Origin of the sequence: Acetobacterium sp. K1/6, assembly GCF_034438075.1 — a bacterium.
GTDB classification, from domain to species: Bacteria; Bacillota; Clostridia; order Eubacteriales; family Eubacteriaceae; genus Acetobacterium; species Acetobacterium carbinolicum.
Genome location: NZ_JAXQGA010000012.1, coordinates 74,752 through 87,053 on the forward strand (window position 1 = coordinate 74,752; position 12,302 = coordinate 87,053).

Annotated in this window: 10 protein-coding genes; all 10 read left to right on the forward strand. The window is 42.5% G+C overall.

Going from position 1 to position 12,302, the window contains the following annotated elements; genetic code table 11:
* Positions 1-22: 22 nt before the first annotated feature.
* The 10 genes from U2P91_RS11855 to U2P91_RS11900 all read left to right on the forward strand — a co-directional run bounded on the left by U2P91_RS11855 (position 23) and on the right by U2P91_RS11900 (position 12,299).
* Positions 23-2,749, forward strand: coding sequence for a molybdopterin-dependent aldehyde oxidoreductase (locus U2P91_RS11855; RefSeq protein WP_111886489.1), 2,727 nt, complete (start codon positions 23-25; stop codon positions 2,747-2,749).
* A 267-nt stretch (positions 2,750-3,016) separates the two neighbouring features.
* Positions 3,017-5,389 carry a pyridine nucleotide-disulfide oxidoreductase/dicluster-binding protein gene (locus tag U2P91_RS11860; RefSeq protein WP_322519699.1) on the forward strand — a complete coding sequence of 791 codons (2,373 nt, stop codon included), beginning with the start codon at positions 3,017-3,019 and terminating at the stop codon, positions 5,387-5,389.
* Positions 5,386-5,592, forward strand: a complete 207-nt coding sequence (locus U2P91_RS11865; protein ID WP_111886491.1) for a DVU_1557 family redox protein — start codon at positions 5,386-5,388, stop codon at positions 5,590-5,592. The genes U2P91_RS11860 and U2P91_RS11865 overlap by 4 nt, the downstream gene beginning before the upstream one ends.
* A gap of 1 nt (position 5,593) precedes the next feature.
* A complete protein-coding gene (gene trsM / locus U2P91_RS11870) occupies positions 5,594-6,310 on the forward strand; it encodes a DVU_1556 family methyltransferase (RefSeq protein ID WP_111886492.1) in 717 nt (238 codons plus the stop codon).
* A gap of 12 nt (positions 6,311-6,322) precedes the next feature.
* Entirely contained in the window at positions 6,323-6,772 is a 450-nt protein-coding gene (locus U2P91_RS11875; RefSeq protein ID WP_322519700.1) for a DVU_1555 family C-GCAxxG-C-C protein, read from the forward strand.
* Entirely contained in the window at positions 6,772-8,139 is a 1,368-nt protein-coding gene (gene trsS / locus U2P91_RS11880) for a radical SAM (seleno)protein TrsS (protein ID WP_111886493.1), read from the forward strand. Before U2P91_RS11875 ends, trsS begins: the two co-directional genes overlap by 1 nt.
* Positions 8,140-8,145: 6 nt before the next feature.
* On the forward strand, positions 8,146-9,468 hold the full coding sequence (locus tag U2P91_RS11885) for a DVU_1553 family AMP-dependent CoA ligase (protein WP_322519701.1): 1,323 nt from the start codon (positions 8,146-8,148) through the stop codon (positions 9,466-9,468).
* Positions 9,461-10,507: an XdhC family aldehyde oxidoreductase maturation factor gene (locus U2P91_RS11890; RefSeq protein WP_322519702.1), complete on the forward strand. Its 1,047-nt coding sequence runs from the start codon at positions 9,461-9,463 to the stop codon at positions 10,505-10,507. The genes U2P91_RS11885 and U2P91_RS11890 overlap by 8 nt, the downstream gene beginning before the upstream one ends.
* Complete coding sequence (locus U2P91_RS11895; protein ID WP_322519703.1) at positions 10,504-11,619, forward strand: DVU_1551 family NTP transferase; 1,116 nt, start codon at positions 10,504-10,506, stop codon at positions 11,617-11,619. Before U2P91_RS11890 ends, U2P91_RS11895 begins: the two co-directional genes overlap by 4 nt.
* Positions 11,620-11,711: 92 nt before the next feature.
* Positions 11,712-12,299: a histidine phosphatase family protein gene (locus tag U2P91_RS11900; protein WP_322519704.1), complete on the forward strand. Its 588-nt coding sequence runs from the start codon at positions 11,712-11,714 to the stop codon at positions 12,297-12,299.
* The last annotated feature ends 3 nt before the right edge of the window (positions 12,300-12,302 follow it).

Sequence of the window (12,302 nt, forward strand, 5' to 3'; positions counted from 1 at the left end):
AATATTTTAAGGAGGATTTCACGTGGAAAAAAAGACATTATTTATTAACGGGATTCAAAGGACGGTAATTGTCGATCCGGAAACAACATTGGCAAATTTAATCAGAAAACAGCAGGGGTTAACCGGAACAAAGGTAGGATGCGGAAAAGCTGAATGCGGCGCCTGCTCAGTTATTTTAAATGGCAAAGTGGTACGGTCTTGTGTAACAAAGATGAAGCGGGTTGACGATGAGTCTAAAATCATCACCATTGAGGGCGTTGGAACGCACGATAATCTGCATCCGCTACAATTATCATGGATGGTAAATGGAGCAGCCCAATGTGGTTTCTGTTCACCTGGATTTATTGTTTCGGCAAAAGCATTGCTGGAAGAAAATGCCAGTCCTACCCGTGAAGAAGTGCGGGCATGGTTCCAAAAACATCGAAATGTTTGCCGTTGTACCGGTTATATCCCCATTATTGATGCGGTTATGGACGCAGCCAAACTGATGCGTGGCGAAATTAATAAAGAAGACCTGTGGTTCCAATTAAAAGAAGGTGCATCCATTATGGGGTCGAATATGGTTCGACCATCTGCTCTGGCAAAAGTTACCGGAACCTGGGACTTTGGTGCCGATTTAGGATTAAAAATGCCTGAAAACACCTTACATATAAAATTGGTTCAAGCTCAGGTTTCTCATGCCAATCTGATTTCTGTCGATACCTCAGAAGCTGAAAAAATGGAAGGTGTCTTTAAAGTCATCACCGCAAAAGATGTTCCTGGAACCAATCGTATTAACGGTCTGGCATTCCCAACGAACTTAGGCGATGGTCTGGAACGTCCGATTTTAAATGATAAGAAAATCTTCCAGTTTGGAGATGCCATCGCGATGGTTCTGGCCGATACCCCGGAACAGGCAGAAGCAGCAGCAGCAAAAGTCGTTGTTGAAGTTGAAGAATTATTACCATACATGAGTGCGCCGGCAGCGATGGCCGATGATGCCATTGAAATTCATCCGGGCACACCAAACATTTATTTTAAAACCAATATCGTTAAAGGTGATGAAACGGCGCCATTAATGGATAAATTACCAAATATCATTGAAGACGACTTTTATGTTGGCCGTCAACCCCATTTACCATTAGAGCCAGATGTTGGGTTTGCCTATTTTGATGAAGAAGATAATCTGATGGTACATTCTAAGAGCATTGCCCTTCATTTCCACCAATTAATGACTGCCGAAGCGATTGGTGTTGATCCGACCAAATATTTCATCGTTCAGAACCCAACCGGGGGAACCTTTGGTTATAAATTCAGCCCAACCATTGAAGGCTTGCTGGGTGTAGCGGCACTGGTTACTAAAAGACCGGTTTACCTGGAATTCAACATGTACCAACAAATTACTTATACCGGAAAACGTTCACCATTCTTTATGAATGTAAAAATGGCGGCTGATGAAAAAGGAATTCTTAAAGCGATGGAAACCGATTGGTCTTGTGATCATGGTCCATATTGCGAATTTGGAGATCTGGTAACGACCCGTGGTTCACAATTTATCGGTGCCGGCTACAACATTCCCAATATTCGCGGCGAAGGACGAACAGTTGCCACTAACCATGCATGGGGTTCAGCATTCCGAGGCTATGGCTCACCACAGAGTTTGTTCGCTTCTGAAACCTTAATTGACATGCTGGCTGATCAAATGGGCGAAGACCCATTGGAACTGCGATATAAAAATGTTTATCGTGAAGGTGATACTACCCCACAAGGTTGTCCACCAGACGTTATTGCTTTACCACAGGCGATTGATACGATTCGACCGATTTATCAGGCTGCTAAAGCAAAAGCCGAGGACCTGAACGCAAAAGGCGGAGATACTAAACACGGCGTGGGAATTTCACTTAATATCTATGGTTGTGGTCTCGATGGTCCTGACTCTGCTGAAATGTGGATAGAGTTAACACCAAATGGCGTAACAGTAGGAGATTCATGGGAAGATCATGGCCAGGGTGCTGACATGGGGACATTGACATTTGCTCACGAAACGTTAAAACCATTGGGGATCAAACCAGAACAAATCAAATTGATCATGAATAACATGAAACTGACACCAAACAGTGGACCAGCCGGTGGAAGCCGTTCAAATGTTATGGTTGGTAATGCTATCAAAGTAGGCTGTGAAAACTTACTGGCAGCCATGAAAAAAGCAGATGGCAGCTTTAGAACCTACGATGAAATGGTAGCAGAAGGTTTGCCATTACGTTATGAAGGCGTTTGGACGGCACCTTGTACGGCGCCATCGGTTGAAACCAGCCAGGGAAATCCATTCCCAGTTTATATGTATGGGGTATTATTATCAGAAGTTTCTGTTGATACCACAACCGGAAAAACGCATGTCGACAAATTGACCCTTGTATCTGACTGCGGAACCATTACCAATAAAACCGTACTTGAAGGTCAGTTGTGGGGCGGTTTAACTCAGGGGATTGGCTTAGCCTTAAGCGAAGACTTTGAAGATCTAAAAAAACATACTACCCTGACCGGTTGCGGTATTCCTCAAGTGAAGGATGTTCCAGATGAAATCGTTCTGATTCATCAGGAAACGCATCGTCCATTGGGACCATACGGAGCTGCTGGTGCTGGTGAAATGCCATTATCTGCACCACATGCATCCATATGTAATGCGATTTTTAATGCCTGTGGCGTTCGCATCAAACATTTACCAGCTTATCCAGAAAAAGTACTAGAAGGTTTAGAAGCCTTAAAATAAGTAGTCCAAGTCTCATTACCAAAGGAATTGAAAGCTTCTAAGCTTTCAATTCCTATTTCAAATTAATCGGTTAGTAACACCAAACTTTGGTGTTTGTTTCTATGATGCAATTGGGTTAAATTACGAGCTTAGCTTTAACGAAAGTGTCAAACGTTCATTATTATGGCGTTTTGTGAATTGTATATAGAAACAGACATCAGAACGCGTTATGGTGATGATGTTTAATTATTAATGTATCGCTTGAATAATGAAAAGAGGAGACCAACTATGAATTTAGATAAATTATTGGAAACTGGAGATCGCTGTATTCATAAAGAACCCCCACCCTGTACAGCCCAGTGTCCGATTCATCTGGAAGTCATTGATTTTTTATCGGAAATAGAAAAAGGGAACTTTCAGAATGCCTATAAGTTGATGGAAAAAAAAATGCCTTTTCACAAAATTATCGGAAGAATCTGCGATCATCCCTGCGAAGCGCCCTGTGAAAGAAGCAAGGCTGGCGGTTCCATTCGGATATCAGATCTTGAAAAAGCGGTGCTGGAATATGGTGGCTATAAACCTAAAAAAGTCTGGCCACTTCCCAAAAACAAAGGAAAGGTTGCCATTGTCGGGGGCGGTTTAAGTGGCTTAACTGCTGCGGTTGATCTGGACAAAAAAGGTTACATCGTCACAATCTTTGAAAAAACCAATCGACTGGGTGGACGGCTGTGGGATTTTGTGGGCAATTCATTGACTGAAGCATTACTAAACCAAGAATTAAAAGCAGTTGTTGATAAAAAAATCGCTATCCATTTAGAAAACAATGTCGATCAAAACAAACTAACACAGCTACTAACTGAATATGACGCAGTTTATCTGGGAACTTCTAAATGGGAAGAACCAATTAAATATCATCCAATTACCTTTCAGGTCGGCGATTTCTCCCTCTTTGTCGGCGGGCAGCTGGTGAGTCAAACAGATTCAGTGATCTTTTCAGCCAGTTCCGGGAGACGGGCGGCCATTTCCATTGAGCGTTACTTGTCAAAGGTGTCTCTCACCGATTCCAGAGACCGGGAAGGCGTCTTTGAAACACCGCTTCAATTTGATATCAGCTCGAAAGAGCCACTTTCCCCGATTGCAAAATCTACTGCAATTTACAGCCAGGAAGAAGCCATGGAGGAGGCTAAACGCTGTGTTAAATGTCAGTGTCGAAAATGTATTGAAGGCTGTGTTCATCTACGAAAATTTGACATTTCGCCAGATGCCTATATCCGGCAGATCAATCACAATGAACGGATTATTTTAGGAACGCATTATGCCAATAAAATGATTAATTCCTGTGCCGAATGCGGTCTCTGCAAAGAAGCGTGTTTTCTGGACATTAGCATGAACGATGTGATTCACGAAACCCGGGAAAGTATGGTGGAACGGGGAAAGATGCCAATCACGGCCCATGACTTTGCCTTAAAAGACATGGCCTTTTCAAATAGCTCTCGTTTTTCTCTGGTGCGCAAACAACCGAGCAAAGAAGAGTCCAAAGATCTGTTTTACTATCCGCTGATTTCCTTTTCTGATTATGTTAAAGGATTATATAAGGGCACCGGAAAAACGGAGTATCTCTTTTATCCCGGTTGTCAGTTGCCGGCATCCTATCCGGATGATATTAAAAGTATCTATGAGTACCTGGTCGGCCATGTCAACGGCGATGTCGGTATTTATCTGGGCTGTTGCGGTGCCCCGGCTGATTGGGCTGGACAACAGGGTTTGATGAGCGAAAATATTGAAGCGATTAAAAAAGTCTGGGTAGATATGGAACGACCAACCTTTATTTTGGCCTGTTCCAGTTGTATGCGTATTTTTAAAAAGTATTTACCGGAAATTAAAGTTGCGTCACTCTGGGATATTTATGTCCGCGAGGGTTTACCTAACAAAGATCACATTAAAATTCCGCAGACCTTGAGCGTTCACGATGCCTGTGGTACCCGCGAAAACAGTGATCTTCACGAGAGTGTCCGAAAAATTGCTTCTAAACTGGGATACGGGATAAAAGAATTGGAATACACCAAAGAAAAAACAAAATGCTGCGGGTATGGCGGACTAGTTTATTACGCCAACCGGGAGCAGTCCGACGCTTTTGTTCATGAGCGCATCGGCGAAAGCGAGAATGACCTGCTGGTTTATTGTGCCATGTGCAAGGATCTTTTTGTTTCTGGTGGCAAACGAACTTATCATTTGCTGGATTTGATTTATCCTAAAGACGATGGCAACGCTGCTACCCGCAAAATGCCAACCTTGTCGGAGCGTCATCAGAACAGAAGTCGGGTCAAACAAATTCTTTTAAAAGAAATCTGGAGAGAGGAACCTATAGAAGACATAATGGAAGATAATCTTACCCTAATCATCCCCGAAGAGGTAAAAAAGAACATTGAGGATCGGTATATCTTGATGGAAGATATCCAGGCAGTGCTTAAGAATGCCGAGGCGAAAAATGAACGTTTTTGCAACCCGGAAACCCATGAATATTTGGCTAAGTTAAGACGGGATAGTGTCACCTTTTGGGTGAAATATCAAAAGGATGAAAAAAACTATCTGATTAAAAGTATTTACAGCCATCGTATGGAAATAGTGGAGGAGGATGGAAATAGTGGAGAGCAAAAATGAAACATGTAAGTGATGATAAAGTCAAATGGTTATGTGATAAATGCCAACGAGAACTGGTGCTGTCTAAGGTTAAGGTACGCTATCTGGAAGGTAATTTTGAAGTGGATCTGATGAAATGTCCGACGTGTAATCAGGTATTTATTGATGAAGCTTTGGCCCTGGGAAAGATGAAGGAAGTGGAAGAAGGTCTGGAGGATAAATAACATGGTGGCTAAATGTGCTTATGAAACGCCAGAGATGAAAGCCCTCTTGGGAGAAACGTTGCGACCCGGCGGAACGCTTCTCACTGACAAGGGTGTTGCGTTTTGTCAGTGGAAAGAAACGGATCGATTGTTGGATTTGGGCTGCGGGCGGGGTGCTACCGTAGATTATCTAAAAAGGGTATACAATATCAGAGCCGTTGGGTTGGACCCCTCTCAAAAGCTGCTGGCCATCGCTAAGAAAAATAATCCCAATGGATTATTCTATCAGGGAAGAGGCGAGCAAATTCCTTTTGAAAATGATAGTTTTGAAGGTGCCCTTTCAGAATGTACCCTTTCACTTATGACAAACCGGGAAGCGGCACTAAAAGAACTACACCGGGTGCTAAAAAAGGGTGGTCATTTATTTATCACAGATGTATATGCCAGAAATCCAGATGCTTTAAAAGGACTCATTAGCGGTGACTTTGACAGCTGTATGCGCGGTTTATATGCGTTAAATCAGCTTGAGAATCAAATCCTAGAGACGGGTTTTATGATCGAACGGATGGAAGATCATAGCCACTTCTTAAAAACGCTGCTGGTCAAGACGGTATTTGAATACGGTTCGATGAATGTCTTCTGGAAAAAAGCAGCTGGGCGTTGTGCGGCAGGATTTCAGGATCAACTGAGAGCTTGTAAACCGGGTTACTATTTAATGGTTGCCAGAAAGGTGAAATAGGTGAGTTTTAAAATGGAAGAATTAAAATTTGAACTGTTTAAGCTGGCAGCGGAAGGATATTGTTGCAGCCAGATTATGCTCAAATTGGCTTTGGATATAGAAGAAAAAAACAATCCCGATCTGATCCGGGTTATGAATGGTCTTTGTAATGGCATTGGCGGGAATCAAAAAACGTGTGGGGTGTTAACTGGCGGCATCGGGATCATTGGCTTGTATGCCGGGAAAGGGAATGCTGAAGAATGGACAAAAGATAATTTTGGTACCATGGTCAGAACTTACATGGACTGGTTTGAAGAACGATTTGAGAGCACCGAATGCCTTGATCTGATTGGGGTTTATCAGTTTTTAGATGATAACAATCAACCTTATCCCGTCAAGTGCGGTGATACCTTGTCAGAGAGTTTTGGAAAAGTTGTCGAGATCTTGCAGGAAAATGGTTATCTCTTTGGTGACCGGGAGTAATGGGAAGCGGGAGTAAACGAATTATTTCAACAACTGAAAGCCTGTGTCCAGTTTGTCTCAGAAAAGTGAAGGCGATAATCTGGACAGCGCGAGATAAAACCTATCTGGAAAAATCCTGCCAGGAACATGGTCGTTTTAAGTCACTGATCTGGCGCGGGCGTATACCCATGGAAAAGTGGGTGCGCAATAAAATACCAGCTCATATTAAGAATCCGAGTACCCTGGTGGAAAAAGGTTGCCCCTTTGATTGCGGTCTTTGCTCAGACCATCGTCAGCACACCTGCACCGCCTTGATCGAAGTAACAAGCCGCTGCAATCTTAGCTGTTCTTTCTGCTTTGCTGACGCCAATAAAAGCCAGGAAGACCTGTCGATGGAAACCATCAGATGGATGTACCAATGTGTTATGAAGGCATCCGGAAATTGTAACATCCAGCTTTCCGGCGGCGAGCCCACCCTCCGGGATGATCTGCCTGAGATTGTCAGGGTTGGTCATGAAATGGGTTTTTCGTTTATTCAGATCAATACCAACGGTATTCGATTGGGTGAAGACGAGGCTTATGTAAAAGCCTTAAAAGACGCTGGACTAAACTCTGTATTTTTGCAGTTTGATGGAACCAATGACGATATTTATAAAAAAATGCGGGGCAAAAAACTGTTGGACATCAAAACAAAGGCTCTTGAGAACTGTCAGAAATACCATATTGGGGTGGTGTTGGTGCCTACCCTGGTTGATGGGGTTAATGAAAATGATCTTGGGAACATCATCGACTTTGCCCTTTCATGGTTACCTACCGTCAAGGGTATTCACCTGCAGCCAGCCAGCTATTTTGGGCGGATCCCCAATCTGCCGGTGGAAGAAAAACGATTGACACTGGGAGATCTCATGGATAAAATTGAATTTCAGACGAACCGGCGTATTTTAGCAAGTAGCTTTAGTCCACCAGGATGTGAAAACGCCAAGTGTTCGTTTCACGGCAATTTTATGGTGGAAACGGATGGAGTGATTCGGGCATTAAATAAGCCGTCCTCTTGCTGTGGCGTTGAAACGGCAGAGGCGGGAGCAAATAAAACCAAGGCCCAGGTCGCCAGGAAATGGTCTGGAAATAATCGGGATCGATTGCTAAATAAACAGCCTGGTGACGATCAAACGAATCAGGCTAAAGACAGTTGGGATGAAATACTTGATGCCATCAACACGAAAACTTTCAGCCTATCGGCGATGGCCTTTCAGGATGTCTGGAATGTGGATCTCAATCGGGTGAAGGATTGCTGTATCCACGTTGTCAATAAAAAGGGGCAGTTGATTCCCTTTTGTCTATATAATTTGACCAGTATAAGCGGTCAATCCATTTATCGAAACCAGTGAGGGAAAATGAAAAAAAACAAAACACCAATGGAAGACTGGATAGTAAAAAGAACCGGTTTGACATCAGCCAATCAGAGATCGCTTAGCACCTATCAATTTAAAAAACTGGTGGAAGTATTTGAATACGCTAAAGCCAATGGTGCCTTCTATCAAAAACAATTCGTTGATCAGGATTTGCGGGAGATTAAATCCTGGGATGATTTTAAACTGCTGCCGTTTACGACTGGCGCCGATATAAAAAAAAATCCCTTTTCTTTTTTATGTATTCCTCAACAGCAGGTGGATCGAATTGTAACCCTGAATACATCGGGTACCAGTGGCAAGAAAAAACGGCTGTTTTTTACCGAGGAGGATTTACTAAAAACGGTAGATTTTTTCGATTATGGGATGCGATCCCTAACTGATTCGTCCGACCGGGTTTTGGTTTTGTTACCGGGGCAGGCTTATGGGACGATTGGCGATCTTTTAAAGAAAGCCCTGGCCCGGTCCAACACAACCTGTATCGTGTTTGGTCTGCTGACAGATTTAGATGCTGTGGCGCAAGTAATTTTAAGGAATCAGATTAACTGTATTGTGGGAATTCCGATTCAGGTGTTATATTTAAGTCGCAGCAAGGCAGAGTGCTTTAAGCAAATTGAGAAAGTACTCTTAAGTACCGACTATGTTCCTAAATCCATGGTTGCGGAACTAAGTCATAAATTTAGGTGTCGGGTGTTTAATCATTATGGCATGACTGAAATGGGCTATGGTGGCGGTGTTGAATGTGAGGCTTTAAATGGCTATCACTTAAGGGAAGGGGATCTCTATTTTGAAATCATCGATCCTGATTCCGGCTCGCCCATAGAAGATGGAAAATATGGGGAGATTGTCTTTACCAGTCTTAATCGAATTGCGATGCCCTTGATTCGTTATCGAACCGGCGATATTGGCGCTTTTTCCACTGATCTCTGCCCCTGTGGCACCTTTTTAAGAACCCTTAAAAAGGTAGCGGGACGGTATGCAAATCGGATTCGTCTGGATCATGATAACTATATTGATCTTAGTACGTTTGAAGAAAGCCTGCTGGGTGATGAAAATATTTTAGATTATCAGGTTTTGATAAAAAATAATAGCGTTTTGAGCATCATGGTGAATTTCTACAATCAAAACCGGCTGGATCAGAAAATCAGTCGAGTCAAAGAAATACTGGTCGCTCATCTATCGGTAAATAAAAAAGATAATGTGAGAATTGAAGTTGAGCAGGGAAACTTGTGTAAACCAGACCAGATGGTCAATAGCATGGTCAAGCGTAAAATTCTTGACCTGCGAAAGGAAGAGTGTAATGGTTGATTTTTTTAAAATGATTGCTGAGTCCTATGCCCAAAAAGAGAATCTGGTTCTGGCAACCATCCTGGAAAAATCCGGTTCAGCGCCTTGCAGTGGTGGAACAAAAATGCTGATTCGACCAGATCTCACCACCTTTGGCACTATTGGCGGAGGACTTATCGAGGCCATGGTCATTCAGACGGCAGCCAGGGTCTATAGAAATCACGCAGATCACATTGAATCATTTGATTTAAAAAGTAAGGATAAAAAATCCCAGGGCTTGATATGTGGGGGGACTTTAAAAATTATTTTTGAATATATTGATTGGTGGAAAAATCAAAATCAAAGCTTCTATGAGGAAATCTTCCGACTACAGGAAGCTAAGCAAGATTTTATTACAATAACAAGAATTAATCATCACTTAAATAACATAAGCTTGCCGGAGAAATGGGTTTGTACGGAAACGGGCTTTTATGGTCCTGAAAGCGAGGCGAGTCAAAACCTGGTTGAAGAGGTCTGTACTAATTTTGAGCAGTATAAGTATCGTGCCGCGTTTCTGGAGCCATCCGGATTCTATGTGGAACCTTTTTTCTGTAATGAAAATGTCGTCATTATCGGATGTGGGAAAATTGGTGGGATTCTGGCCGAGTTATCTAAGCTAGTCGGATTTTATGTGACAATGGTGGATGATCGGGAGGAGTTTGCAAATTGGAGCCGCTTCAAAAAAGTAGATGATGTTTTGGTTGTTCCGGGATTAAAAAACATTGAAAACAACGTAATTATTAATCAATACTCCTTTGTCGTGATTGTCACCAGGGGTCATTCTGATGATAAAGAGGTGTTGGCCCAGATGCTTGAAACGGATGCAAAATACATTGGCATGATCGGGAGCCATAATAAATGCAATTATATTTACCAGAGTCTTTTAAACCAGGGGTTTAACATTAATGATTGGGAACGGGTGCATTGTCCTATTGGCATTAATATTTCGGCGGATACCCCAGAAGAAATTGCCGTTAGTATCGTTGCTGAGATGATTGAGATTAGACGGAGTCAAGAATGAATGAGATAAAAAAGATGAAGATCGCAACCATTGTGATTGCAGCGGGGTACTCATCGCGGATGCAGGCGTTCAAACCGTTACTGAAATTTGGCGACCAAACGGCGGTTGAACGCGTGTTGATGACACATCAAAAGGCAGGGGTGGATCAGATCATTCTGGTTGCGGGTCATCGGGCTGCTGAAATCAAACCTTATTTTAAGGAACAGGCCATTAATGGCGTCATCAATGAACGTTATGATGAAGGGATGTACACATCGATTCAAAAAGGAATTGATCAATTGGATGATGACGTGGTGGCTTTTTTTGTCCATCCAGTGGATATTCCCTTGATCGGAGTCGCAACCATTAAAGCATTAATGATGGCTTTTCGGCCACTTAGTCAAGGAATCCTTTATCCTTGTTTTATGGGAGAACGGGGACATCCACCGCTTATTCATGAAAAATATCGCGAGGCCATTTTGAGAAATAAACAGGATGGGGGACTAAGACGTTTTCTTGAATGTCATGAAACAGATGCGACAAGTTTTGCATTGGCCGATGAAGCCATCCTTATGGATATGGATACCCAAGCTGATTATCAGAGATTACTTGACTATGATGGCTTAATGGCTCCAAATCTCTGCGAGTGTTATGCCTTAATGGATCTTTATCATCTGCCGCTAGAAATCAGAAAGCATTGTGAAATGGTTTACCGCGTTGTTAGGAACCTAGAAAACCGATTGGCTGACAAGGGCATAAAGCTTAATAGCGGCGTGCTTCGGGCGGCTGCGCTCCTTCACGATCTTCTGAAAACGCAAAAAGATCATGCTCAGGCGGCGGGAACGCTATTAAAACAAATGGGGTATGATCAGGTGGGAAGTTTGATCGCTACTCATATGGATATTGAAGTAGAACCGGAGGTGGCCATTCGTGAGAATGAAATTCTATATCTGGCCGATAAGCTGGTAGAAAATGATCACCAGATTGACTTAAGCCACCGAAAAAAGAAAATGCTGGAGCGGCATAAAGACAATCCCGAAGTTCAGGAAAAAATTGAACAGCGTTTTATAAACGCTGAAACAATTATTAATAAAATAGAGAATTTAGAGAACAAAGATAAAAATAAAGATTAGTAGAAACTTAAAAAGGTACGATGGCAGCAGTTAATAATCAGAAGATCATTTTAATTAAATAAAAAAAGTTTTTGAAAGATTCAAGGTAGGTAATGAAGATTTATTTGGTCAGACATGGTAAAATAAAGTGGCTTAAGGGAAAGGCCTATATCGGGCAGATTGATCTCCCGCTATCGCAGGAGGGAATAATCCAGTCTCAAGAATTACGGGAGGCCTTTGCAGAAATTTCACTTACTAAGGTGTATACCAGCCCTCTTAAACGTTGTGTGCAGACTCTGGACATTCTCCTTGCTAAACGAAATGTGCCAACGGTTTTAGTGGATGCGCTTAAAGAGATTAATATGGGTGACTGGGATGGTAGGACCATTGATGAGATAAAAATAAATCACCCTGAAGACTATCAAAAAAGAGGTCGGCTGATTAATACCTTTGTTCCCCCGGGAGGGGAGAGTTTTGAAGCATTGACGAAGCGGGTGATGCCCGAGTTTAATAAAATGATAAAAGAAAATTACCAAGGTGCTATTCTAATTTCAACCCATGCTGGTGTCATACGGGTCATACTTGGTGAGGTTATGGGACTATCCATTAACGAACTGTTTAAATGGAAGCTTCTCTATGGGACAGTCTTTGAACTGGACTATGATGACAGAAACGATAAATGGGTCGTTGTTAATCGATGAAAG

Coding starts and splice junctions, on each gene's coding strand:
- U2P91_RS11875 (WP_322519700.1), top strand. CDS start 6,323: ATGGAAGAATTAAAATTTGAACTGTTTAAGCTGGCAGCGGAAGGATAT.
- trsS (WP_111886493.1), top strand. CDS start 6,772: ATGGGAAGCGGGAGTAAACGAATTATTTCAACAACTGAAAGCCTGTGT.
- trsM (WP_111886492.1), top strand. CDS start 5,594: ATGGTGGCTAAATGTGCTTATGAAACGCCAGAGATGAAAGCCCTCTTG.
- U2P91_RS11865 (WP_111886491.1), top strand. CDS start 5,386: ATGAAACATGTAAGTGATGATAAAGTCAAATGGTTATGTGATAAATGC.
- U2P91_RS11900 (WP_322519704.1), top strand. CDS start 11,712: ATGAAGATTTATTTGGTCAGACATGGTAAAATAAAGTGGCTTAAGGGA.
- U2P91_RS11860 (WP_322519699.1), top strand. CDS start 3,017: ATGAATTTAGATAAATTATTGGAAACTGGAGATCGCTGTATTCATAAA.
- U2P91_RS11895 (WP_322519703.1), top strand. CDS start 10,504: ATGAATGAGATAAAAAAGATGAAGATCGCAACCATTGTGATTGCAGCG.
- U2P91_RS11885 (WP_322519701.1), top strand. CDS start 8,146: ATGAAAAAAAACAAAACACCAATGGAAGACTGGATAGTAAAAAGAACC.
- U2P91_RS11890 (WP_322519702.1), top strand. CDS start 9,461: ATGGTTGATTTTTTTAAAATGATTGCTGAGTCCTATGCCCAAAAAGAG.